Source organism: Pseudomonas sp. PAGU 2196 (genome assembly GCF_022179005.1).
GTDB lineage: Bacteria > Pseudomonadota > Gammaproteobacteria > Pseudomonadales > Pseudomonadaceae > Aquipseudomonas > Aquipseudomonas kermanshahensis.
Window position 1 is genome coordinate 102,887 of record NZ_BNTL01000005.1, and the last position, 24,048, is coordinate 126,934.

A 24,048-nucleotide genomic window follows, 5' to 3' on the forward strand; every position below is an offset into this window, starting at 1 on the left:
ATTGCAGGGGATACACCATGGACAAATTGATTATCGGAGACATCGAGCTGAGCGTAATTGATCATGGCGGGCAGCCTTGCTTAACGCTTGCGGAGATTGCCACCGCACTCTACGGGAAAGGGGGTGATCAAAGTGATGCACCCTTTGAGCGTGGCATTCGTCAGCTCAATACGCTCTACCGGCGTCATGCTGACGAGTTCACGCCTACCATGACCGGCATGATCAAGATGCAAACCCGGGGCGGCGAGCAAGATGTGCGGGTATTCAGTCTTCGTGGTGCTCACTTGCTTGGCATGTTCGCCCGTACAGATCGGGCCAAATCCTTCCGGCGCAAAGTGCTCGATGTGCTGGATGAGCATGCGCGCCACGGGCAATCGCTCGGTGCCGAATTCCAAAAGACGCTACTCGAGTACAGCGGTAAGCAGGCGGTCGCCAGCCTTTGCGGAAAAGGCCTGCGCCAATGGCAGCGACAGAAGCCTCCACTTGAAGCAAAGCTGAGCGACTTGGCGTCGCAGTTGCAGCCATCACTTCCACTTCACTGACACCACCCTGACGAACGAAAGCCCGCCCAGTGCGGGCTTCGTCGTTTCTAACCAAGAGGAAACACACCATGGCCGCACGCTTCCCGCTGCCGAACGGCGCAGTTCTGGAGATCGCACGTGTCATCGGCGCTGCCGTTCTTTTCACCAAGCTGACCAACGCCAAGCCACCAGTTGCTACTGCTGCCGGCCACACAATCAAAAGCGGCGATATCCTGCTGGTCAACTCTGGCTGGGCACTGATCAATGATCGAGCCGTGAGGGCATCCAATATTGCCGCCGACGCTTTCTCTCTAGGAGGCCTGGATACCAGCAATGTGGAGCGCTTCACCGCTGGTGCCGGCGTCGGCTCAGTGCTTCCGGTATCTGACTGGGTGCAGATCTCCAAGGTCACCTCGTTCACTTCCTCGGGTGGCGAGCAGCAGTATGCGACCGTTGGTTACCTGGAGGATGACGACGACAAACAGTTCCCAACCAACCGGAACCCAACCAGCTTGTCGATTGTGGTCGAGGACCAGCCCACCGCCGCGTACGTCGAGGCTGTGGAAGCCTACGACGCCTCCAAGGAACTGGCCGTGATCCGCATGAAGCTCCGCAACGGCGACCAGATCCTTTACCCAGGCTATGTCAGCATCACCCCCGACCCGACCATGGAGCGGAATAGCGTGATGACTCGGACAATCAGCGTCGGCCTGTCGGCTCGTTCGCTTCGTTACCTGGCCGGCGCGTAAGGAGTCCCCATGGCGAAGATCAAGATTGCGCAGAACCCCACGTTCACCGCGGAGGTGAAGATTCCGCGCGTTGGGGGGGAGCCGGTACCGGTGGAGTTCACCTTCCGCTACCTCGACCGCACTGCGCTGGCCAAGCTCTATGACAGCTGGAATCAAGCGTCTGAAGCAAACGCCGAGAAGGCCAAGACTGAAAACGTGAGCCTAGAGCAGTTCACCGCCGGACAAATCCAACTGCAGGCCGAGCAGATCAAGGCTGTCACCGTTGGCTGGGGCTTCGACGACAAGTTCACTGACGAGGCCATCCTCGACCTGGTGACTACCTGCGTCGGTGCTCCGCAAGCGGTTCTGGACGCCTATCATCAAGCCTACAACCCGGCCCGTCTGGGAAACTGAAGGCGGCGGCGCGGGCATTGTATGAGCAACGCCCCTCCGCCGAGCAACTGGCGTTTCTGGGACTCACCCTGGACGACGTTGAAACCGAGGATGTGGAGGTGTGGCCGGATGCATGGCCGGCCTTCTGCCTGTTCGAAGCCCTTGGCACGCAGTGGCGCCTGGGGCCGGGCGGGCCGTCTGGACTCGACTACGCCGCCATTCCCTGCACGGCCAAGATGATTGGCTTAAAGCACCGCGAGCTCTCCGAGGCCTTCAACGACCTACGCGTCATGGAGAACGAAGCGCTGACTGTGATGGCTGAGGCGGCGGAGTAGGGCGGACCATAGAAATCATCGTGTTTGGTGGGCCCTGGCTCGACCGGACGCGCCTTGTACTGCGTCATCGGGACGCAAAATGAAGCGGCATGGACCTAGGAGAAAAATATGAAACTCATGAAATCGCTCTTGCCGAGCGGGAAGGTTGTGATGAGCGGAATAGATATGGGTGGCGGCAGATCACCGTCTGCCGCACAGCCTGTCACTTCAGGCGATCTTGAACCATCGAAATCGCATCGGTGTAAAGGCGCTGGTTGCCGTTCTCGATGTGAACACCCTTGATCTCTTCAAGCTCATTTTGCAGGGCAATTCGGTCAAAATCTGGTTGATTATTGAGCGAAGTTACAACCGCCATGAGCGTGTTCTGTAGAGCGCTTCCTACGGAGTTCAGGGCTTGCTCCAGCTCAACAACTCGCTGATCTAGCGTTTTCAAATAGACCTCCTAGGTCATGATACCCCAGTCCATGGGCTCTCCGGCAACGGACCGGGCGGCTCGTTTAGGTCAATCGTTCCAGTCGCGCTCAATCATCAGCTGAGGACCGCCGTTTCTTCCGCTCATGGTAAAACGAACCACGGCAATTTGGGTGTGGGTTGCCAAGTGGAACGTTAGGGTGCCCGACCAGGGGTCGTTTCCGGAAAGGCTTCGCGTACATGGGGCATCTGCAAGCTCGGGGTACACCCGATCGATTGCAACTTTCAGTGCTCTGTCTTGTTCTGGTGTCATCGTGTCGCCTCACTGTGAGAAGGCACAACGCTACTACGGCGCCGAGCCGGGCGGCTACTGGCTTTCCGTCCAGGGTGGATGGGCGGACAGGGTGGTGCGCGTGATGATAGCGTGGCAGGCTCCATGGTTTAGTCGAGCAGAGAGGTGTCGTCAGGTGATCAGCGAGGATGAGAGGCGGGGTCGGTGCTTCGAAGGTATGGGGGATGCTCTTGGGGCTATGTATTGCGACCTCAACGATCACCTAGTGGACGTTCTTTTGTTGTGGGAGCAATTTGAGCAGCTTTTCGGTGCAGATGAAGAGACAGTGCAGGTCTTGAACAGCGCAGCGCCTACTTTCTTTGGTGTTGTGCAGGCACAGTTCTTAGATTCAGTGATGCTCGGGATATCAAGGCTTACCGATTCGCCTGTCAACTCACGTCAGAAAAATCTTTCCATTCGATCGATCCCGCCGTTTGTCAGTGATTTAAACCTCCGCGATCAGGTGGACGGTGCGATCCAGATAGCGTTGGCGGATACGAAATTCGCGCGCGACCATCGCAACAAACGTATTGCTCACACTGATCTTTTACATGTTCAAGGGTGTGCCGCTAAACGACTTCCTCCTGCGAATCGCCAAAAAATCAAGGCTGGCTTGGAATCAATCTGCGCGGTTCTCGAGATTCTCAATGGGCACTACCTGCAGTCAGAATTTGCCTACGACACTCTCATCTACGGAGGAGGCGCTGGTAGTGTGGTCGCCCTCTTGAGGGGTGGCCTGAAGCATCAGGACTGTGAAGTCGAATACTAATCTGTAAGCCCAGCACCGCGCTGGGCTTTTGCTTCAACCCCAAGCGTTATGGGTTCAGCTTTCTGCTGAGGTAATGGAAGATAGTTCGCGCTGCGTTCACAACCAGGAGTGCCTCATCTGGCTCAATAAGATGCTCGTTTGGATGAGCAACGCTACCGTGATTGCGTACAGGGTTCAGCGCGTCAAGAACTGTGGCGAAGGACTGGAGAATTCTCCCGACTTGTTCCTGGTGCCTACCTAGATTTGAGAGTGCAGGATGCTGCAGGCGCAAGGTTCTGAACGCCTGGGTTATGGTGGCACCGGCCGGAAGGTCTATATTCGCTGCCGTGCATTCGCTCTTTAGGTATCCGTGCATCGCCGTGTGCAAACGATCCACGGCGCTTTGCGCCCCGTTAGATGCCATCAGTTGGTCTGCATCCGCGAGGGCTCTGCGCACTACCTCTGTGGCCGACGGGGAGGGAGCAATTGCTGGAACATTTCCACCGTGGCAGCCTAGTCGAGCTAGCATTTCCGGCTGATCCTGCTGGAGGAGCGGTAGAATTTTCTCGTGCGTAACCAGGGCGGCGAGGGCTTTTATGTCTGCGCGCGCTAGGTAATCCAGGACCTCGTAAACGCAGCTTCCATAGTCGGGATCTCTCCAGCTCAGACTTCTAAGCAGACGACCGTGCCCCGCTATATAACCGTTCTGCCCGCTCAGGTGGCCAAACTCGCGCCAGTCCACTTCAGTGAAAACTTTTACGATCGCTCGTTGAAGAGAGAGCATCAAAGGGCCTTTCGAAAATGTATCTTGAAGAAGGGAGTAATCCAATTCTGACTTCCTTTCCAGTCGAAATGTTAAGCTGTGCCGTCTATGCAAGCCCGGCGCTTGGCCGAGCTTTAAGTAGGGTGACGCAGCTCAAGAAGCATCTCATCGTGCGCCTCTCTCGTGGCTGAGTAGACCATGCAACGTTCAAGAAGTATTTTTTTTCATGCTTCTGCATGAGGCAAAGTGCCTTGGCTCGACCGAGATTGTTAGGATTCTACCGCTTCGAATCTCAGTCACTTCTAGGTGGTAACGCCGAATTAATCCGTCGTCTCGCCTGGTGACTTCGAGGCATTTGAAGGTGAGGGTGGGTTCGGTCACATTGGGCACCACTGGCGGTCGTAGCGCTTGATGTATGTTCACAGCTTGTTCAGGAGGTCGGCAAAGGCCCAGAGCAGGGTGCCTAACGATGCGATGATGAACTCGTGTTTCTGAATTTTCTTCTTGATGGCGCTCGTAATGGCATCGCTGGTGAAAGCTAATCGTCGACGATGTTCTTTCTCGAAGATTACGGATAGCTGTTCATCAGTCGTCTCGGTGGTAATGCCATACAGATAGCTACGTTTTAGCATCTGCTCGAGAACAATCTCCTCTGTCGCCTTTTCGGCTATAGCTAAAGCTTTCTTGACGAACTGTTCAGGAAGGCCGGTAATTTCGAACATCAACGCAAGACAAACCAGGAAAGCGCCGAATCGAGCGAGCCACATCCAGTCGTGCAGATAAATGCTTAAGCCAATTCCGAGCGAGAGCGTCAGGGCGGCCAGTGCATAGCCGCCAATGAGGTGCCACGTAGGGATCTGGAATAATTTATCGGCTAATGCGGCAGTGGGCTTCATGCCGTTTGTTTTCCTTCGTGTCTGGAGAGACATGGCCCGGCGCTTGGCCGGGCTGGTATAGCCATTGGCAATACCTGGTCAGTTCGATATTTAGCCCGCAAAAACTCGCTGGTTAAGAAGTGAGCGATGATTGGTTGGGCTTGTTTCAGGCCGCATCGAACTTGATCCAGACCGAATCCGGACCATCCCATTCGAACTCGTAACCAGCATCGGAAAGCATCTCACTGAACGCATCTATTAGAGCGCTCGAATCTTCTTCAGGGATAGCTTCCAGATTCAAATCACTGAAATCCACACTGGCGCTGGCATGCCCCATTGAGACAGCCTGGTTGACACTGTCCACGATCCTTTTTTTGACCGTTGCCGGGATGCTTTGTCGAGCAATGGCAGACATCTGCTTAGCCTTCCCGGCTGGTATCAGCTCTTCCGCAGATGCTTCACCCAAAAAACTCAGCTCCAGCCTCGCGAGAATTTCGGCTGTAGCAGATCGTCCGTTCTCCTTTGCAGCCGCCATCACCTGATCTCTAAGCACCTCAGGTATGCGCAGGTTGAATTGGGGGTCGGTGCGGCTCATGACGAATCCAGTTCTATTAAACAGAACGGAAGGATGCATCACGGTGGTATTGACAGCAATGCATCACCGTTCTACATTTAGTCGTGTAAACAACGGTGATGCATCAGGAGATGCGTGATGGCTAGGAAAGATCCGCAGTTCAACCTGCGATTGCCAGAGGAGTTGAAGCAGTGGGTGGAAGCTCAAGCGCAGAAGAACCACCGCTCTCAAACAGCGGAGTTGGTTTATCTGATAGCGGAGGAGAAAAAGCGGCAGGAGCAGGCAGCAGCCTGAAACGAAGAAGCCCCGACGAGGTGAGAGTCGTCAGGGCTTCGAGAAACGTCAATCAGCTTAGGAAAAACGTCGAGATGAATAATAGCACAGCGGTGACGGCGGGCAACCTGCCGCGCATTATGTACTCTGGAAAGCTGGTAGTTACTACCTCTGTCTTGGCACACGTCTACGGAACGGATGATGTCCGGATTCGCCAGAACTATGACAGGAATGCTGATCGCTTTGTCCCAGGGAAGCATTTCATCAAGGTAGAAGGCGCTGAACTCAAAGACCTGAAGAACAGCGTATCCCAAAGCTACTCTGTCGAAATCATCCACAAGCAAGCCCGCAGCGTGATGCTTTGGACTGAGCGCGGCGCCGCTAGGCACGCCAAGATGCTGGATACAGACAAAGCGTGGGAGATGTTCGAAGCCCTGGAAGACAGCTACTTCGGTCGGAGCAATGGTGCGCAACAGCTACCGATTTCAGCTATGCAGACTCTTATTGGTACTGTGATCGGCAGTGATGGGGAGCACGTTCTGGATCAGGTCATCGATCAGAAGGCCAGCGCTCTCCCGCCTGCGCTTCGCCGTAGCTTCAAGCACACCATGAAGAGCCGGCTGCGCACTCGGTTCAGCGTTCAGAAGACTGCGCTGATTCCAGCAGAGGAACTGGCAAACGCCTGTAACTTCGTCGCAGCCTACGTCTTCGAGGGCGATCTGATGCCAAAGCGCGAACAGGTCGAGATCGTAGGAAGTCCGCAACAGCGCTACTTGGTTGCCTTCAACCACAAAGGCGAGCAAACGGTTGAAGAGATTCCGAATGACGCTTACGTGCTTTCTCAGCGCGAGCTGATGGCGGGCATGGTCGCGACCCCAGGCGATATCCCAGTCTCGATTCCTGACATGTTCCAGTTTTTGATGGCAGCAGTCGTGAACCTGAAAAGCCGGTACGAGTACATGACCCGGAGGGCTGGGAAATGAGCATGGAGCTTCTGATCCTGAGCATCAAGGGCACCTCGCCTCTGATGATGCACAGCGACAAGCTGGCTAACCCGCTGCACCCTGCGACGAAAGCTCACAAGGAGCTTACCGCGAAGCGCAAAAAAACTGATGATGATCACCTGGCCATTGCCCGGTCGGAGTTCATCGCCGGCGCCTATTTCGATTCCTCGTCCGGGTTCTTCATACCTGGCGCGAACTTCGACGCGACATTCCTTGCAGGCGCCAAGCTTCAGAAGCTGGGTACGCACTGGAAGCGCGGTGCCCTGGTAATGACTGACAAGGCTGAGCTTGAATTCGCCGGACCATCGACGCCGGAGTCGCTTTGGGAGGATCAGCGTTTCGTCGACTGCCGTGGCGTGAAGGTTGGCCAAGCCAAGATCATGCGGTACCGGCCGATATTCCTCGACTGGGCCTGCCAGCTTGAGGTGGCGATCAACACCGATGTGCTGGACTTGCAGGAGGTGAAGAAAGCAATCGAGGACTCCGGAAAGCTGATCGGTGTCTGTGAGTACCGCCCGCGCTTCGGGCGCTTCGAGGTGGTCTATGTCTGATGTCACCAAGTATCCGGTGCACAAGCAGGCCGTCGAAGACTTCCTGGCGCAGTTCAAGTACGGCGATCTCGTCGGCCATGACTGGTTGGAGGCGCGGTTCGGGATGCCTTCGATGAGCGAATCCAAGTCAATGACGGCAGAGCAGTTCCGCGATCGGCAATTCGAGTGGCTGGCCAATGTCGAAGCGTTCAAAGCTGAACTGCTGCGCGACCATCAGGTCTGCTTGCAGTCGGTTCGAGGTCGCGGGTACCGCTGGGTTCCGCCGCATGAGCAGACTGGCGTGGCCATGGAAGAGCTTGGGCGCAACGTTCGCAAGGTTTTCCGCAGCACCGGGCAGAAGTTGCGGCACTTGCGGATTACTGAGCTGACGGACGAGCAGCGGCGCGACAACTTGGACCAGGTCGCAAAATTCTCGGCGTTGCGAGGCATGACAGGCAAAGCGCTGCGATGATTTCACAGCGTACAGCGCATCCAGAGGGTGCGTTGTGCGGTGGAGAAAGCCGCTATGTGGTTAGTGGTGCTGAGGCGCGGCGTGCTAAGCCTAGCCTGGGTTAGGCCGGGTTCGGTTTGCTAAGCTATGGGCTGAAAACAGCGTAATACTCCTTCTTGGAGGGGGTATTGCGGTGGCAACAGCTACCGATTCTCCCGATGCGCTCTGGTCTGCTCAGGTCAGGCGGGGCGGGGTCAGGTCTGGCAAGACGAGGTATGGGCCGTAAACGGCACTGAGAGGGCACCTTCGGGTGCCTTTTCTTTTCCGGTGCTGCTTAATTTTGCGCTGATACGACGCGATGGTAGATTGCCCTCATTTCAAGGAGGGTATCGCTATGCTGAAATTTTCGGTACTGGTAGCGTTGGTTTTTGCATCTGGAACTTGCTTGGCGGCTGGAAGCGTGACCCATCTATCATGCCCTGGACTCGACGAAAGGGCTAAGGACCTTGTGGTCACTATTGATCAACCCAGTGGTAGCGCTTCGGTGCAGAGCAACAGCAGCGGCGAAGGGTTGAACTTCACTTCCCCAGCCTCGTTTGGACCTCAAGAGGTTTCGTGGAGAAACCATTCAAAATCTTATCCGCAGAAATTCTCGGTAGACAGGGCCAAGCTAATCCTAAAGCGAGAAACAACGAGCAGCATGAGCGGCGCGGTCTACACGGAGACGTCACCTTGTACTATCGTGAAAGCGCCTAGCAACAATAAGTTCTGAACTCATACTAGATGCCATAGAGCCGCCTTCGGGCGGTTTTTTGTTGCCCGGAGTAAATCATGACGACAATTGCAAGTCTCGGCATTCGAGTCGATTCCGGCGACGCTGTAGAGGCAGCAGACAACCTTGAGCAAATGGTCGACGCCGGCAGCAAAGCTGAGGCGTCAGCCGGAAAGGCTGGTCGGGCATGGGAATCCGCCTTGCTTGGCATGCGCGGAGATACCAAGCAGATCATCACCGAGCTGCAGGCTTTAAATGCCAAGCAGGGCGAACTGGCGCAGCAGATGATCACCGTAGGCCGCGCTGTAACTACCGCGTCCTCTGCTTTCAGCAGCGCCGCGACGAACATGACCACCTTCCGATCGGAGGCGACGCGGGCCGGTAAAGCTCAGGAAGCGCTGACCGCGGCAACAGACGCTGGTGCCCAAGCCGGCCGCCGTGCTGCCGAGTCTGCGGAAGAGCAGCAGGCCCGTCTGCTGGCCATGGCTCGCTCCTCACTTGAGGCCAGCGAATACGTCCAGTCTCTGAACCGGGCTACCTCGCAGACCGTCGAGGTGACAAGCCTGGCCAATGCGGTACTTTCGGACCAAGCCACTCGCCAGGCTGCCATCAACAGCCGCGCGCAGGCGTTACTGGCAACAGAAGATCGTTTGTCGCAGTCGGCTAAGGGCGCTGCGGGTGCCACGCGAGAACAAGGCCATGCACTAGAAGAGCTGATGGGTAGGATCGACCCTACTGTCGCGGCAATGGGGCGTCTGGATGCCATGGAACAGAAGCTCAAGGGCTTCCGTGCCAGCGGGGTGCTGGACGCCGAGACGTTCACCGAGTATCAGACGAAACTCGACCACGCCCGTACAGCTTTGGGCGGTGTGGACACGGCTCTGGGCAAAACCGGGATGAGTGCGAAGCAGACCGCTGCCGCCATGCGGATGCTGCCGGCGCAGTTTTCGGACGTAGTGATCAGCCTGCAAGCCGGTCAATCGCCGTTGACCGTTCTGCTTCAGCAAGGCTCCCAGGTCAAAGACTCGTTCGGCGGCGTTGGTGCTGCGGCCCGGGCGATGGGTGGCTACGTCGCCGGCCTAGTGACTCCGTTTACCGTAGCGGCCGCTGCTGTCGCAGGGCTAGGGTATGCTTATTACAAAGGGTCAGAGGAAGCCGACGCATTCAGTAATGCGCTGATTGTGACCGGAAATTCGGCCGGTGTTACTGTCGATCAGCTTGGGGCGATGGCCAAGCAGATCAGCGGAACTGTTGGGACCACCGGCGCAGCGGCGGCCGCCCTGGCTAGCATTGCTAGCGGTGGAAAGATTGCTGGTGACAGCTTTCAGCAGGTTGCTCAGGCTGCAATCGGAATGGAGGTTGCAACTGGGAAAGCCGTTGGTGACACCGTGGCTGAGTTCAACAAACTGGCTGATGATCCAGTGAAGGCATCCGCTTCGCTGAACCAGCAATACAATTATTTGACTGCGTCGGTCTACTCCCAAATTGCTGCCCTTGAGCAGCAGGGGAGGCATGCGGATGCAGTGAGGCTGGCAACCAACGCTTTCGCCGACGCGATTAATGAGCGGACGCCAAAGATCATTGAAAATCTAAGTTGGTGGGAGCGGGGCTACAACGCGGTAGCCAAAGCTGCCGACTATGCCAAGAACGCAGGCCGAAATAGCATTGATGATGACATTGCCCAAGCTGAAAGGGATCTAACCAGGGCGCAGAGCGGCGACGTCGGACTCTTCCAAACAAGAGAGGAAATGGTCACGTATTACGGCGACCAATTGCAGTTCCTCAAAGACAAAAAAGCTGCCCAAGAGGACATCGCTAAGTTCGAAAAGGACGAGGCGGACGCGAATAGTCGGTCCCAAAAGGCGATGGAAAAGGTGGATGCGCTCGAAAGATCATCTTGGAGCAATGCCCGCAAGCGCAGTGAGACTCTGAAGGAATATGAGCGCTCACTTGCAACCATTCGCAAGACCGATCCGAATGATGCGAGGCTTGCGGCGGACACTGTGGCGCGGGTGCGGGCAAGCATTGAGGAGCAGTATAAAGACCCTAAAACGCCCGGGTTCCGTGAGAGCGCAGGGGATCGAGCTCTCGATCAGGCGCGTCAGCGCTACTCTGTCCTGCAGCAGCAGAACACCTTAATCGGCGCGCAACGCGGCGAGATGCAAAAACTTGGTGAGGCCGGCCAAGCCCTCGTGAAATGGGAGCAACAGTTGGCCGACATCAAGGACAAGAAGACCTTGACCGCCGACCAGAAGTCACTGCTTGCGAGCCAGGAGTTGATAAGCGCACAGCTTAAGCGAAACGCTGCTCTGGAGCACGAGATGGAGTTGCGGAAGCTTGCTACAGAGGAGGCGCGGAAACTCGGCGCTTTCGAGGGTAACCTCAACACCCAGCTGCAGCGCGCTGCTCTCGGGTTAAATAGCAATCTGGTCGGCGCGGGTATGGGTGATGAGGCCAAGCAGCGCCTGCAAGAGCGATTCAGCATTGAGCAGCAGTATCAGCAGCAGATGGACAACCTGCTGCAGCAGCGCAACGAGGGCCGCATCAGTGAGGGCCTGTACCAGAAGGAAAACGCGGCCCTGCAAAACGCGCTGGATCAGCGCCTTGCCATGCAAGAGCAGTATTACCTGCGTGTTGATGAGCAGCAATCCGATTGGTCGCTAGGCGCTCGCGCAGCGTTCAACACCTATCTCGAGCAGGCGCAGAATGTTGCTGGGCAGACGAGAAGTCTGTTCACTAACGCCTTCTCCAACATGGAGGATGGCATAGTCCAGTTCGTGAAGACCGGCAAGCTGTCGTTCAAGGACTTTGCTGATGGCGTGATCGAAGACTTGATCCGGATTCAGGTGCGCCAGGCGGCTGCTGGCTTCCTTAGCACGGCATTCGGTTTCCTTTCCGGTGGTGGCCAGGCATTAGGCCAAGGCACGATGACCGGGTACAGCGAGACCATCGCATCGTCAGGCTTCTCGGGTGGTGGCTATACCGGTGATGGTGGGAAGTTTGAACCGAAGGGTGTGGTGCACGGCGGTGAATTCGTCCTCCGCAAGGAGGTGGTGGCCCAGCCAGGTATGCGCAACTACCTGGAGGGGCTGAACGTCAGGGGTTACGCCTCCGGCGGATTCGTGACGCCGCGGATAGCCTCGACCGCTACGCAAATGGCTGCCAGCCAACCCAAGGCGTCGACCAGTTCGGCGCCCGGGATCGTTCAGCACATCAGCGTCCAAGGTACTGCCGACGACGCCACCCTGGCCCGAATCCAGCAGGCCGCACAGAAGGGCGCGCAGGACGGCTACAACCTGGTGCTGCGCGACCTCAAAATGAACGGGCCGGCGCGGCAGCTGATCGCCCGCAATCGATAGCAAGAAGGAGTACTGCATGGCTATCCAATGGCCGGCATCGCTGCGCCCGTCTGAAATGACGTGGGGCATAGTCAATAACAGCCGTGCCTTCACCTCAACGCTCTCTAACGCCCAGCAGATTGTTGGGCAGCCGGGCGCCTATTGGCAATGCACCATCACGTTCGGGTTGCTCACGCGCAAGCAGGAGCGGCAGCTGTCTTCGTTCCTGGGCGAACTGGACGGGATGTTCGGTACGGTCAATGTGCCAGCCTTCACGCGGCGTCGTGGCAATAGTGTGGGGGCTCTGAAGGTCGTGAGTGGCCCGTCGCATTCCCGCTCTATCCAGGTTGGCGGCGCCACACCAAACACTCAGATGTTCTCGGTTGGGGATTACATGACGATCGCCGGCGAAATGTTTGAAGTGATCAAGCCGGCCGCGTCCAACGCCCAGGGGCAGGCATTGGTGCAGGTGAACAAGCGCATTCGCCAAACCTTGGCGGTTGGTTCGGCCATCGAATACCTCAACCCGTATTCCGAAATGCGCATGACCCAGGATACCTGGAGCATGACCGTGCGCCAGGCCGTGTCGAACGGCAGCTACCAGTTCAGGGAGGCCTTCTGATGCCCTCGACGTTCCCATTCAGCCAGAGCGTGGTCGATATCATCGCCACGGGCAGGTTCCTCAGCGTGTACGCCTGCCAGCTCGACTTCGAAGACGGCCCTGTATACGCGCATACGGGTACCGGCGATCTGGTGATCGGCGGCATCACGTATCTGGGGGTAGGGCAGTTCGGCGAGGTAGGGCAGTCGCAGGAGAGCGACAACTCGAACTCGCCCATGTCGATCGACCTAGCACTCACCGGCCTGGACAGCTACATCATCACCGAGACCAATATCCGGGGCTGCCGCGGGCGCTCTGGCAAGCTGATGTTTGTGGTGTTCGACGAGCAGGGCAACTACGCCGCCGACATCCTGTTCTCCGGCCGCATGGACGCCGCCACCTTTTCCTATGCTGGCAATGGCGAAGACGGCAACAAGATCACCGTCCCGATCGTTGACCGGATGGCCGAGTGGAGCCGCACGGGTACCGAGCGCTTCACCGACGAGAACCACCGCGCCCGCCACCAGGGCGACCGCTTCTTCTATGCCATCGCCCAAATGTCCGAATGGCCCATCTACTGGGGCTCCAAGAAGGACGCTCCGACGTTCACCTACGAGAAATAGCCATGCGCTACCGAGACTGGACCACACGCCTCAGTGAAGTGATCAAGGCCGCCATAGAGCGGCCTTTTTCATGGGGCGAATTTGACTGCTGCCTGTTCGCGGCGGACTGCGCGGTAGCGGTGTGCGGTACCGACCCGGCTGAAGCGTACCGCGGCACCTACAAGACCGAGGTAGGGGCGAAGCGGGCGCTGAAGAAGCGGCACGGCAGCCTTGAGGCGGCCTGGGATGCCTGCTTCGCCCGGGTGGCTCCTGCATTCATCCAGCGCGGTGACGTCGCGATGTACGAAGCGCCCGGCGGCCGGTCCATGGCTGTGTACTGGGCAAACGAATTCTGGGCGACCACTGACGACGGGGTGGGCCCCGTTGTGTGCGATCCGCTTGCAGTCTGGAGAGTTGAATAATGTCCGGTGGCGTCAAGAAGATTGCTCAAGTCGCCGTCGGCGCGGTCATTGGCTTCGTTCAGGGTGGCCCGGTGGGCGCCGCCATTGGCGCCGGGTTGGCCTTTTACATGGCCGAGCAGCAGGAAAAGCTCAGCACCAAATCCCCTCTGCGCGACAACGAGCCTTCGGCGCAGACCGTCCGCTCGTCCAAGGCGCCCGCGCGCTTCATCCTGGGTCGTGTCAGCACCGGCGGCGTGTTGGTCTGGGCGCAGGAGCAGGCCGGAGACCAAACAGATGGCGAGTGGCTGCACTTGGTCTATGTCCTCTGCGAAGGGCCGGTCGACGCCCTGGAGAACATCTACCTGGGCGAGGAAGAGATCGCCACCTACGGCGAGCATGCCTCCTATGAGCTGGTCGTCAATCCAACACAGGTGAATGCCTTCCTCAAGGCCAACTGCCCAGACTGGAAGGACGAGCAGATCGGCCGTGGCCTGTCGTTCGTGCGCTTGTCGCTCAAGTTCAGCGCCGAGAAGTTCCCGTCCGGCATCCCTGATGCACGCTTCATCGTGCGCGGGCGCAACGATATCTACGACCCGCGTACCAGCATGGCCGTGTACACGGAGAACACCGCGCTGCACATCCTGTGGTTCCTGCGTAACCGCTGCGGCGTACCGGACGACGAGATTGTCTTCGAGACCTTTGCCAGCGGCGCCAACGTCTGCGATGAGTCTGTCGCCAACCCCGACAACACCACCGGCCCGCGTTACCGTAGCAGCTGCGTGATCGGTGCGGACGAGCAGCGCACCAATGTGCTGCAGAAGCTGGAGGCTGCGTGCGGCGGCCGGACCATCCGTGTTGGTGGGCGCTGGATGTTCCAGGCCGGGGCCTACTACGGCCCCTTTGACTTCGAAGTTACCGAGGACATGGTGGTCGGGACGATCACGGGCAGCACCGAGCCGAGCAACGACGCAGCGATCAACACCGTCCGCGGTACATTCATCGACACCGCCCAGTCGTGGACCGAAACCGACTACCCCGAGGTGAGCATCGCTCAATGGGTTGTCGAGGATGGCGGCGAGGCAGCAGAAACCCTGTCATTCTCCTACGTTACCGACGCCTATCAGGCCCAGCGCCTGGCCAACATCGAGCTGCGCCGGCGGCGCGCGGGTGGCACCATCAGCGTGCCGATGAACTTCCTTGGCTACAACTGCCGGCCGGGCCGTGCGGTGCGGGTAAATCTGCCGTCGCTGAATATCTTGGGTGAGTTCATCGTCACCAACTGGAGCATGGGCGCCAACGAAGGCTGCACCGCCCAGCTGCAGCAGTATGAAGCTGCCCAGTTCGATGATGCGGTGGGGCAACCGTACAACCCGATCGGCTTCATCAACATGCCGGCCGGGGGGCTGGGCAGCCCTACCAATGTGGCGTGGACGCCGGCCGAAACGGCAGAGGTTAGCCAGGGTGTGCTGAGCTGGGTGCAGCCTGCCGGGATCGTCACCGGCTACGCCGTAACCGTCCGCCAGGGTGGCGCCGCTGTGCAGGCCCAGCAGGTGCCCGAGACCACAATGCAGCTGCCTATCGCTGGCTTGCCGTCGGGCAATTACACCATGAGCGTGGCCGCCCTGGGCCCGCTGACCCGCTCCGGCGAGGCCAGTATTACGGTCAGCGTCGACGGCCCGCCGATCCCGGAATCCTGCGTGGTGCAGGCGACGATCGACACTATCACCCTGATCCCGGGCAACACGCTGCATGGGCTGAATGGCGGCACCTACGAGTACTTCTTCTCGACCACCCCGCAGGCAACGCAGGGCGATTACTTGGGACAGGGCCTGTCTCTGACCCACACCGGGCTGGCGTTCGCCACCAACTACGCCTATTTCGTTCGGTCGAAGAACGCTTACGGCGTCAGTGCTTTCTTGAAGGTGGTGGCTTCAACGTCCACGGACGTGACCAACATGCTCGCTGCGCTGAAGGACAAGATCGAAAATGGTCAGCTGGCCCCGGCGTTGCGGGAGGAGATTGCCTTGATCTCCGGACCGCCCGACCTTCCCGGATCGGTCAACAACCGCCTGGAAGAGCTGGACGAGCAGGTTACCGAGATCACCGACCGGCTGGACGATGCGGTTACGAAGGTCCAATCCAACCTCGACACGGCAACCCAGCAGGCTCAGCAAGCCATTAACCAAGTTGCCGAGGCGGCCCGGCAGGTGCAGCAGGACCTCGACCGGGCCACGCAGGACCTGCAGGGAAAGATCGACGGCGTCAGCCAGATCGCCAAATCGCTGCCGTACAACGCCGACAAAACCTACACGACCGGCCAGACAGTGCTCGGCACCGACGGCAAGCTGTACCAGGCCTCGAAGGCGGTACCGAAAAACACCGCGCCGCCCAATGCCAGCTACTGGACCGATGTCGGCCAGGTTGTTCAGTCGGCCAACGGGCTCGCCGCCCGCGTTCAGACCGTGGAGACCAAGGTCACCAGCCTGGAGGGCACCACCAGCTCGCAGGCGACCCAGATCACGGGTTTGCAGTCGAGCCTGACCACCACCAACCAGAATGTAACCGCTGCCCAGCAGGCCGCTCAGGACGCGGCCACTCTGGCAGGCGGTAAGGGCAAGGTTATCGTCCAGTCGGCAACGCCGGCAGTAGCCGATAGGCTGGTGCAAAACCTGTGGATCGATACTACCGGCAATGCGAACACGCCAAAGCGTTGGAGCGGCACCACCTGGGTAGCGGTCACCGACAAGGTTGCAACCGACGCAGCAGCGGCAGCAGCGAACGCGCTGACCGTGGCGCAGACCAAAGCCGATGCTTCGGCGGTCAACACCCTGTCGACCCGCGTCACTGATGCAGAGGGTGTAATCACGTCTCAGGGCCAGGCTATGACCGGTCTGCAAAACAGCTTGGTCACTACTAACCAGAACGTGTCGGCCGCGCAGCAGGCCGCGCAGGATGCTTCCACCCTGGCCGGCGGGAAGGGCAAGGTGATTGTCCAGTCTGCTGCTCCTGCCGCAGCTGATCGCCTGACACAGAACCTTTGGATCGATACGACGGGCAATGCCAACACGCCGAAACGGTGGACCGGCAGCGCCTGGGTAGCGGTCACTGACAAAGTGGCCACCGATGCGGCAGCCGCTGCGGCCAATGCAATGTCGGTTGCGCAGACCAAGGCCGATGCCTCGGCTGTTGATTCGCTGTCCACGACCGTGACTCAGCAGGGCAACACGATCACGTCGCAAGGCCAGGCACTCACTGGCCTCAACAACAGCCTGACCACCACAAACCAGAACGTCACTGCAGCCCAGCAGGCAGCCCAGTCCGCGTCGGACCTGGCCGGCGGCAAGGGCAAGGTGCTGTTCCAGGCAACAGCACCGGCGGTAGCCGATCGTGTGGCCCAGAATCTCTGGATCGACACTACCGGCAATGCCAACACCCCGAAACGCTGGAACGGCAGTGCCTGGGTGGCTGTGACAGATAAGGTGGCCACGGATGCGGCGGCTGCAGCGGCTGCGGCAAGCGCGCTGGCGCAGACCAAGGCTGATGCCTCAACCGTGACCGCTTTATCCAATACGGTCACCCAACAAGGCAACACGATTACTGCGCAAGGTCAGGCGCTGACGAGCGTGCAGGCTTCCGTCGGCAGTCTTGCCGGGAGCGGGTCCAACCTGCTGCCTTCACCTTATAGCTGGCTAACCTCAGCACTCCTGCCCGGTGTTGCGTCGGGAGGTCATGCGACAATTTCCGGTCTTGCGGTGCCTGAGTCAGATACCGGATTTGGCTACAGATTCAGCACCAATGCAGGAACTGTAGTGACCACCAGTCTTTACTTGATGTTATCGGCAACCAACAACGCGGCCGGGCGAAACATCCGCATCGAGCCGGGTACCTACTTGGTTTCGATGTATATCCAGGTCAGTGCGGAGAGTCGTGGCCGTGTCTCACTGTACGATGGGACGCACCGCTACTCCCCGGTTGTGCCACTGTCCACGACGCGAACCCGGGTGACATTCCCTGTGACGGTAACGGGTAGCGCGCTGGTATCTCTAACCATTTATCCAAACACAGATGCGCTGGCTGGAATTGTCGCAATCATCGACTCGGTAATGGTCGAAGCTCGCATCGGTGAGAGCAATACGCCGTCTCCCTATGTGGCCGGCCCAACGGCTGGCCAAGTAGGGGCACTTGCTTCGACTGTCCAGTCCATCGACGCTCGAGTCTCGCAAACTGAATCAGGTGTTAGTAGCCAGGGGAGTGCAATTACCGGTCTGCAGAATAGCCTGACGACCACTAACCAAAATGTCACGGCGGCCCAGCAGGCTGCGCAAGCGGCGTCCGACCTTGCCGGTAGCAAGGGCAAGGTCATCGTGCAATCGGCCGCCCCTGCGACGGCTGACCGCCTGGCGCAAAACCTGTGGATCGACACCACCAGCGGGGCCAACACCCCCAAACGGTGGAGCGGTTCTGCCTGGGTGGCGGTGACCGATAAAGTCGCCACCGATGCGGCGGCCGCCGCGGCCAACGCGCTGGCACTGGCGCAGACCAAGGCCGACGCGACCGCCGTGAATAGCCTGGGTACCCGAGTGACGAGCGCGGAGGGAAAGATCGAGGCGCAGGGAACGGCGCTGACGAATGTGCAGGCAGCGGTAGGAAACATCGCGGGCAGCGGGTCCAACCTGATGCCTGCCGAGTACGCGGTGTTTGGCGCTACAGTGCCTGCGCTGGTGCTGGGCGGCGGGCAGACAGCCTCGGTTGAGCCTGACCTGCATGGCTTCAATGGCTATGTGCTGCGGCTACTCCAGACTTCCGGCTCCGGCACGACCTACTTTGCCCCGAACAACATCTACTCGGGTGCCAACATTGCCCTGAAGAACAAGAAGTACATCCTGGCTTGGGACGCCAAGAGTACTTCCGGTGCCAAGCAGATGCAGGTCAGCCTGCGCACGATCACCGCGGACGGTGTGGTCAGGTTTGCGCCTGGCCAGGACGTTGCTATCACCGATCAGTGGGCTCGGTATAGCGTTTTGTTCGATGTTACCAGCCCTGCATTTGTAGCTGATCGGATGGTCGTGTGCGTGTCTGCATCTGCCAATCCAAAGGACGGGATTGCCGTTCTGGTGGACCGTCTCATGCTCGAGGAGCAGGTTGGGGCTGGCGTGGAGCCATCCACGTTCACGGTAGGCAACAGCGCCGGCCAGGTCGGCGCCCTGGCAAACGCTGTCAGCCAGCTCGATGCCCGAGTGGTGCAGACTGAAACGGGATTGACCTCGCAGGGTACTGCGCTCACCGGTCTGCAGAGCAGCTTGACCACCACCAATCAGAACGTGACTTCGGCCCAGCAAGCTGCGCAGTCTGCGTCGGATTTGGCTGGAGCGAAGGGCAAGGTGCTGTATCAGTCAGCCGCCCCGGCTGCAGCTGACCGTCTTGCGCAAAACTTGTGGATCGATACGACCGGCAACGCCAATACGCCGAAGCGCTGGAACGGCTCGGCGTGGGCCGCGGTGACCGATAAAGTCGCCACCGATGCAGCAGCCGCTGCTGCGGCTGCGAACGCCCTGGCTGCCACGAAAGCGGATGCCTCGGCGGTTCAATCGCTGCAAACGACTGTGACGCAGCAGGGCAACACCTTGTCATCGCAAGGCAGCAGCATTGTCAGCATCAGCGCAGCGCTAGGAAATTCGGCTCAGGAGGATGTGCTGCTTAATCCGACCTGGAACGCGGCAGGGCAACTCAAGACCGAAAACGGCGCCGTCTACCAGATGGATTATGCGAACGCCACTGATTCCGGCGTGCCCGCCAATGCTCCTGCAGAGAGGCTTTTGTGGCGCCTGAAGAAGGCGGCCGATACCGGCTGGGGTGGTAACGTTCTGTTGTCGACCAACAAGATCGGTGATACCTACCAGATCTTCAGTCGGGCAAACGCTGGGGATGTGATTAACCTGTCGTGCCACATGTTCTGTGAGAACGCGGCGACAAACGCAGGGAAGATCGCTATCACCCCGGTCGATGCTGCCGGCGAAACCATGGGTGTCGGGAACATTCGAATCCTGGGCTACGTCGCAGCTACTGGCGGCTGGCAGTTCCTTTCGGCCCAGTACAAGATCCCGGCTGGGGCGTCTGGATTCAGGATCTATGTTGTGCCTGAGGGTGTAGCGCCGGTTGGCTTCAAGATGTGGGTCGCCAATCTGAAGGTAAGCCGGCAGGGCGCGGGCGAGTCGGCGTTGGCTTCGGCCGCCCAGGCGCTCGACTCCAGAGTGTCGCAGACCGAGTCCGGATTGACTTCGCAAGGCTCGGCCATCACCGGCCTGACGAACAGCCTTTCTACTACCAACCAGAACGTCACCGCAGCACAGCAAGCGGCGCAAGCTGCTTCGGACCTGGCGGGTGGAAAGGGCAAGGTGATCATCCAGAGCGCGACGCCAGGCACGGCTGACCGCCTGGCCCAGAACCTCTGGATCGACACCACGGGCAACGCCAATACACCTAAGCGCTGGAGTGGCAGCGCCTGGGTAGCGGTGACGGATAAGGTGGCAACGGACGCCGCCACTGCTGCAGCAAGTGCTTTGAGCCAGGTTGCCGCTAAGGCCGACGCCTCAACGGTTCAGGCGCTGACCAACATGGTCACCCAGCAGGGCACAACCATCACGGCGCAAGGCAGTGAAATCACCAACATCAAGGCTTCGGTCGGTGTGGTTTCGGCTGAAAACCTGCTGTTCAACCCGGCGTTTGCGGAGGGTCCGGTGTTCTCTGGTTCGCCAGGGTTCAGCGTGCTGGCGCGCAACGATGCTTCGGTGCCTGCTGGGGCGCCGTCACCCCGGGTGGTGAAGTGGCCCGTGGCAACGTCTACGGGCAACAACTACCTTGGCTTCCAGAGTGCGTTGAACGTGCGGCCGCCGGAGAACGCGGTGACCTCGCAAATCGCGGTCGCTGGCGGTGAGGTCTACGACTTCGAGCTGTACGCCTACAGTTCCGTCGCGCGTCAGCATGGGTTGTGGATTCAGTTCTACGATCTCGACGGAACGAGCGTTGGCCACAACTGGGTGGTTGCCGCAGGTGACGGGGTTCGCCTTACGAATGTTGCGCAAACCTGGACGAAGCTGACGGGGCAGGCCACGGTACCGGCCGGCTGTGTGCGAATGGCGATGACGTTCCGCGTATCGGTAGGCGATGCCGCCGATGTGTTCCTGTCCTCGCCGATCGCACGCAAGCGCGCCGGCCAGGACAATGCCCAGGCGAGCGCACTGCAATCGGTAGACGTCCGTGTGTCAGTGACGGAGGGCGCGGTCTCCAGCCAGGGATCGGCCATCACCCAACTGAACAACGCCGTGGCAGGGAAGGCGGACAACAGCGCGCTGCAAAGCCTACAGGGTACCGTGACCCAGCAGGGCAACACGCTGAGTACGCAGGGACAGGCAGTCACCCAGCTCCAGAGCTCCATCAGTGGCATTGGGGGCAGCGGTTCCAATCTGCTGGCGGATGACTACAGCTGGCTCACTTCCACCACGCTTCCGGCCACGTCAGTGGGTAGCGGTGTGACTCGGGAGGGGGTGGCGGTACCGGATGCTGATTCCGGCTTCGGCTACCAGGCTGGGAGCAGCACCAACAGCTTTCTGATGCTGAGCCCGACCAACAACCTGGCCGGCTGGAACGTACGGATTGAGCCTGGCGTGTATCTGGTATCGATGTACATCCAGTGCAGCGCTGCCACCAACGGGCGCATCTCGCTTTACAGCGGCACGCATCGGTATGGGCCCACGCTTGCCCTGCCGACGACGCGGACACGTGTGACCTTCCCGGTCACAGTCACGGACAGCGCCAAGGTCGGCATCACCATCTACTTCAACATGAGCGCTGTTTCCGGCCTCACGGCCATCATCGACTCGGTGATGATCGAGAAGCGAGTGGGGGAGAGCAACACGCCTTCGCCGTTCGTGGCTGGACCTTCCGCGCGGGCCGTGAGCGGGCAGGCCACGGCCATCAGCCAACTGAACACCACGGTGAACCAGCAAGGGACTGCGATCACCGCTCAGGCCAGCCGCCTGGATGGGCTGTATGTCCAGGTGAACCCGGAAATGGAAGGCGATAGCACCGGCCTGGCCGGCGCCATCGGCAGCCTGGTCGGTGTCTGGACCGAACAGTCGGCCCGCATTGAGGATGGTGTCGCCATGGGCAAGCGGGTGGATACTGTCCAGTCGCAGGTCGGCGATGTAGAGGGTTCGGTGCAGGCTGTGAGTGCATCGGTGCAGCAGGTGTCGGAGACGATCGCCGGGGTTGATGGACGGGTCTCGGCCATGACCACGATCAAGGCTGAAACCATCACAGGCGGGCGCAAGGTGCTGGCCGGCCTTGCAATAGGGAGCGATGGGCAAACAGGAGAGATCCTGGCCTTCGCTCAGCGCTTCGCGATCGTCGACGAGTCGTCGGGGCAGGTGACCCTGCCGTTTGTTGTTTCGAACGGACAGGTGTTCATCAACCAAGCGGTGATCAACCAGGCGTTTATCCAAAACATCGTGGCCGGCATGACAATCCGCTCCCAGGCGGTGAACTCACAAGGGCTGCCCTTGCTGGAGCTGAACTTTGTGACGGGGGCAGTGAGTATTCGTGGGCAGGATGCCAACGGATCGACGCTGCTCAATAACGGCGGCTTGTATGTCTACGACGCCAACGGCATAGAGCGTACGGCGGTGGGGAGGCTTACCTGATGGCTGATCTATACGGACTTCGGACGCGGGATGCGTCCGGGGTCATTACTCTCGATACCACGATCACCTCGGTGCGATCGTTGAAGATGATGCAGGTGACCGGCAACGGCGCATTCGACCAGTACATCTCGATACCGGAGATCCAGGCGCAATCCTTCGTGGTGGTGGATGCGTTGTATGACGGAGGCGAAAACACGACCAGCCCTCAAGCCTGGTTCTCGACGGGGCAGTTGCAGCTGCGGCAGCCCTACACCCGCGCTTGGCAAGTGATGATCCTTTCGCTGGGTGGCGAGCCATTCGCTGCTCCTGGCTCCTATGGCATCCGCGCTTCGAACAACAACATTCGCACGCAGATCGATTCGGTCAACCAGGTGCTCACGGTTCGCCACAACGGCAGATTCAACATTGGCTTTCAAGGTCCTGGTAGCAAAAACCAGATCCAATGGGCCGATGTGGACTTTGCCTCGCCCATCACCACGTACGAAAGGCCTTTGGTCTTTCTCAACGCGGACAACTACATGATGGTGGGCAACTTCTCGGTCAAAGGTAGTCCTGGGAACTGGACGGGATTTCGGCTGAAGGCTTGGAACAATCAGGTGGCACACGGAGAGACTGCGCTCTATCCCATGATGATCAACTGGTATTGCGCAAGTTATCTAACGCCGTCTACCCCGTCGGGGGAATACGGAGCATCGGTCCGCAACAGCTCTGGAAGCAGGACTTTTGTCACCACTGCTAACCTAGCCCTACTCAATGGGCAGCCAGCCTCCAGTTCATTTGTTCAAGCGGGCGATCCGATAGCGAGTGGCGCCTATTACTGCCCGAGCCAGCAGATGCCTTGGACCGGTAACTATCAGGATTATGTTCTGGCCAATGCGCTGTTTTCGGTAACCAACATCGGACAGACCACGCAGCCACTGCGCGCAAACTTTGGCGGGTTCCTGCCCGGTAACAGGTCGGTGTTGCAGATGTATTGCGATAACGGCTCTGGCATTAACCCCCTTACGGCTAATGGGCGAACTCTGTTTGCGTCCAGGCCAATGAAGCCACTTTGAGGCAGCATAATGACAAAACAAGTGATCAACCTTGGCACCGCGCCGAGCGGTACAGGTGGCGATGATCGACGCAGTGCCTGGGTCAAAGCGATTGCGAACTTTGACGAGATCTACGCAGCGCTCGGTGGTAACTCGATACCTGCAGCGCTTCCAGTTGCGAAAGGCGGCACGGGCGGGACTACTGCAGCTGCTGCGCGGACAGGCCTGGGCCTCGGCGCAGCGGCTGTAGCAGCTATTCTCGGCAACGTAGCGTCAGGCACAGCGCTCCAGCAAGTGATCACCAACGCCAACGGCACGGCTTACCGATTCGCTAATGGGATGCAGGTGTGCGTGCTACCGCGGGGAAGTGGGGCTCAAACGGCCTCGGTGGGGGCGACAGCGGTAGGGAACTTTCTTTGGACATTCCCGGCGCCGTTCGCCAATTTGAATTACAGCCCCGCAGCGTCATTTGAGCCAATGCAGAGCGTGGACCACTTCGGCTATATCCACACCGGGAACTGGGGGACGGCGTCCTGCACCCTTTGGGTCCGTAACGGCCCAGCTGTAGCACAGGCATTCATTGTATCGGCCATTGCAGTAGGGAGTTGGCAGTAATGAAAATCAGTTTTTCTCCATCCTATCGGGACTATCCGCTTTCGTTATA

The 24,048-nt window shown here is 59.1% G+C and carries 19 protein-coding genes and 1 pseudogene; 16 read left to right on the forward strand and 4 right to left on the reverse strand.

Annotated elements, in window-relative coordinates; translation table 11 throughout:
* The first annotated feature begins 17 nt into the window (after positions 1–17).
* The 5 genes and pseudogenes from MFF34_RS05865 to MFF34_RS05885 all read left to right on the forward strand — a co-directional run.
* Positions 18–542 (forward strand): hypothetical protein, encoded by a 525-nt coding sequence (locus MFF34_RS05865; protein ID WP_238211090.1) that lies wholly within the window; start codon positions 18–20, stop codon positions 540–542.
* Positions 543–610: 68 nt separating this feature from the next.
* Positions 611–1,270, forward strand: coding sequence for a phage tail protein (locus tag MFF34_RS05870; RefSeq protein ID WP_238211092.1), 660 nt, complete (start codon positions 611–613; stop codon positions 1,268–1,270).
* 9 nt (positions 1,271–1,279) lie between these two features.
* Positions 1,280–1,663: a phage tail assembly chaperone gene (locus MFF34_RS05875; RefSeq protein WP_238211094.1), complete on the forward strand. Its 384-nt coding sequence runs from the start codon at positions 1,280–1,282 to the stop codon at positions 1,661–1,663.
* Between the two features lie 17 nt (positions 1,664–1,680).
* Positions 1,681–1,977 carry a DUF1799 domain-containing protein gene (locus MFF34_RS05880; RefSeq protein WP_238211095.1) on the forward strand — a complete coding sequence of 99 codons (297 nt, stop codon included), beginning with the start codon at positions 1,681–1,683 and terminating at the stop codon, positions 1,975–1,977.
* Positions 1,977–2,060 (forward strand): annotated as a pseudogene (locus tag MFF34_RS05885) (phage tail protein); the annotation flags it as partial. The gene MFF34_RS05880 and the pseudogene MFF34_RS05885, both read left to right, overlap by 1 nt.
* 119 nt (positions 2,061–2,179) lie before the next feature.
* On the opposite strand, the gene MFF34_RS05890 reads toward MFF34_RS05885, so the two are convergent.
* A complete protein-coding gene (locus MFF34_RS05890; protein WP_238211097.1) occupies positions 2,180–2,410 on the reverse strand; it encodes a hypothetical protein in 231 nt (76 codons plus the stop codon).
* 445 nt (positions 2,411–2,855) lie between these two features.
* Here MFF34_RS05890 and MFF34_RS05895 point away from each other — a divergent pair, with 445 nt between their 5' ends.
* Positions 2,856–3,488, forward strand: coding sequence for a hypothetical protein (locus MFF34_RS05895; protein WP_238211109.1), 633 nt, complete (start codon positions 2,856–2,858; stop codon positions 3,486–3,488).
* A 46-nt stretch (positions 3,489–3,534) separates the two neighbouring features.
* On the opposite strand, the gene MFF34_RS05900 is transcribed toward MFF34_RS05895, so the two are convergent.
* From MFF34_RS05900 to MFF34_RS05910, 3 genes are all read right to left on the reverse strand, one after another.
* Positions 3,535–4,296, reverse strand: coding sequence for an abortive infection family protein (locus tag MFF34_RS05900; protein WP_238211111.1), 762 nt, complete (start codon positions 4,294–4,296; stop codon positions 3,535–3,537).
* Between the two features lie 353 nt (positions 4,297–4,649).
* Entirely contained in the window at positions 4,650–5,126 is a 477-nt protein-coding gene (locus MFF34_RS05905; protein ID WP_238211113.1) for a hypothetical protein, read from the reverse strand.
* A gap of 145 nt (positions 5,127–5,271) precedes the next feature.
* Positions 5,272–5,700, reverse strand: a complete 429-nt coding sequence (locus tag MFF34_RS05910) for an Arc family DNA-binding protein (RefSeq protein ID WP_238211114.1) — start codon at positions 5,698–5,700, stop codon at positions 5,272–5,274.
* A gap of 117 nt (positions 5,701–5,817) precedes the next feature.
* Between MFF34_RS05910 and MFF34_RS05915 the strand changes: the two genes are divergently transcribed.
* From MFF34_RS05915 to MFF34_RS05960, 10 genes are all read left to right on the forward strand, one after another.
* The gene (locus MFF34_RS05915) at positions 5,818–5,973 is read left to right on the forward strand and encodes an Arc family DNA-binding protein (protein ID WP_238211115.1); all 156 of its coding nucleotides are present in this window, start codon (positions 5,818–5,820) and stop codon (positions 5,971–5,973) included.
* Between the two features lie 74 nt (positions 5,974–6,047).
* Complete coding sequence (locus tag MFF34_RS05920; protein WP_238211116.1) at positions 6,048–6,935, forward strand: ORF6N domain-containing protein; 888 nt, start codon at positions 6,048–6,050, stop codon at positions 6,933–6,935.
* On the forward strand, positions 6,932–7,507 hold the full coding sequence (locus MFF34_RS05925) for a hypothetical protein (RefSeq protein WP_308445331.1): 576 nt from the start codon (positions 6,932–6,934) through the stop codon (positions 7,505–7,507). The genes MFF34_RS05920 and MFF34_RS05925 overlap by 4 nt, the downstream gene beginning before the upstream one ends.
* Positions 7,500–7,958 (forward strand): hypothetical protein, encoded by a 459-nt coding sequence (locus tag MFF34_RS05930; RefSeq protein WP_238211118.1) that lies wholly within the window; start codon positions 7,500–7,502, stop codon positions 7,956–7,958. Before MFF34_RS05925 ends, MFF34_RS05930 begins: the two co-directional genes overlap by 8 nt.
* An 810-nt stretch (positions 7,959–8,768) precedes the next feature.
* On the forward strand, positions 8,769–12,068 hold the full coding sequence (locus MFF34_RS05935) for a phage tail tape measure protein (RefSeq protein ID WP_238211119.1): 3,300 nt from the start codon (positions 8,769–8,771) through the stop codon (positions 12,066–12,068).
* 16 nt (positions 12,069–12,084) lie between these two features.
* Positions 12,085–12,669: a hypothetical protein gene (locus tag MFF34_RS05940; RefSeq protein WP_238211120.1), complete on the forward strand. Its 585-nt coding sequence runs from the start codon at positions 12,085–12,087 to the stop codon at positions 12,667–12,669.
* On the forward strand, positions 12,669–13,271 hold the full coding sequence (locus tag MFF34_RS05945; RefSeq protein WP_061302528.1) for a hypothetical protein: 603 nt from the start codon (positions 12,669–12,671) through the stop codon (positions 13,269–13,271). Before MFF34_RS05940 ends, MFF34_RS05945 begins: the two co-directional genes overlap by 1 nt.
* Before the next feature lie 2 nt (positions 13,272–13,273).
* A complete protein-coding gene (locus tag MFF34_RS05950; RefSeq protein ID WP_238211121.1) occupies positions 13,274–13,672 on the forward strand; it encodes a hypothetical protein in 399 nt (132 codons plus the stop codon).
* Positions 13,672–22,350 carry a DUF1983 domain-containing protein gene (locus MFF34_RS05955; protein WP_238211122.1) on the forward strand — a complete coding sequence of 2,893 codons (8,679 nt, stop codon included), beginning with the start codon at positions 13,672–13,674 and terminating at the stop codon, positions 22,348–22,350. Before MFF34_RS05950 ends, MFF34_RS05955 begins: the two co-directional genes overlap by 1 nt.
* A complete protein-coding gene (locus MFF34_RS05960; RefSeq protein ID WP_099453671.1) occupies positions 22,350–23,405 on the forward strand; it encodes a hypothetical protein in 1,056 nt (351 codons plus the stop codon). Before MFF34_RS05955 ends, MFF34_RS05960 begins: the two co-directional genes overlap by 1 nt.
* The last annotated feature ends 643 nt before the right edge of the window (positions 23,406–24,048 follow it).

Bases quoted from the DNA above. Each gene is read 5' to 3' on its own strand.
- MFF34_RS05955 (WP_238211122.1), top strand. From the start codon at position 13,672: ATGTCCGGTGGCGTCAAGAAGATTGCTCAAGTCGCCGTCGGCGCGGTC.
- MFF34_RS05930 (WP_238211118.1), top strand. From the start codon at position 7,500: ATGTCTGATGTCACCAAGTATCCGGTGCACAAGCAGGCCGTCGAAGAC.
- MFF34_RS05950 (WP_238211121.1), top strand. From the start codon at position 13,274: ATGCGCTACCGAGACTGGACCACACGCCTCAGTGAAGTGATCAAGGCC.
- MFF34_RS05875 (WP_238211094.1), top strand. From the start codon at position 1,280: ATGGCGAAGATCAAGATTGCGCAGAACCCCACGTTCACCGCGGAGGTG.
- MFF34_RS05940 (WP_238211120.1), top strand. From the start codon at position 12,085: ATGGCTATCCAATGGCCGGCATCGCTGCGCCCGTCTGAAATGACGTGG.
- MFF34_RS05870 (WP_238211092.1), top strand. From the start codon at position 611: ATGGCCGCACGCTTCCCGCTGCCGAACGGCGCAGTTCTGGAGATCGCA.
- MFF34_RS05905 (WP_238211113.1), bottom strand. From the start codon at position 5,126: ATGAAGCCCACTGCCGCATTAGCCGATAAATTATTCCAGATCCCTACG.
- MFF34_RS05935 (WP_238211119.1), top strand. From the start codon at position 8,769: ATGACGACAATTGCAAGTCTCGGCATTCGAGTCGATTCCGGCGACGCT.
- MFF34_RS05915 (WP_238211115.1), top strand. From the start codon at position 5,818: ATGGCTAGGAAAGATCCGCAGTTCAACCTGCGATTGCCAGAGGAGTTG.
- MFF34_RS05960 (WP_099453671.1), top strand. From the start codon at position 22,350: ATGGCTGATCTATACGGACTTCGGACGCGGGATGCGTCCGGGGTCATT.
- MFF34_RS05865 (WP_238211090.1), top strand. From the start codon at position 18: ATGGACAAATTGATTATCGGAGACATCGAGCTGAGCGTAATTGATCAT.
- MFF34_RS05920 (WP_238211116.1), top strand. From the start codon at position 6,048: ATGAATAATAGCACAGCGGTGACGGCGGGCAACCTGCCGCGCATTATG.
- MFF34_RS05910 (WP_238211114.1), bottom strand. From the start codon at position 5,700: ATGAGCCGCACCGACCCCCAATTCAACCTGCGCATACCTGAGGTGCTT.
- MFF34_RS05945 (WP_061302528.1), top strand. From the start codon at position 12,669: ATGCCCTCGACGTTCCCATTCAGCCAGAGCGTGGTCGATATCATCGCC.
- MFF34_RS05925 (WP_308445331.1), top strand. From the start codon at position 6,932: ATGAGCATGGAGCTTCTGATCCTGAGCATCAAGGGCACCTCGCCTCTG.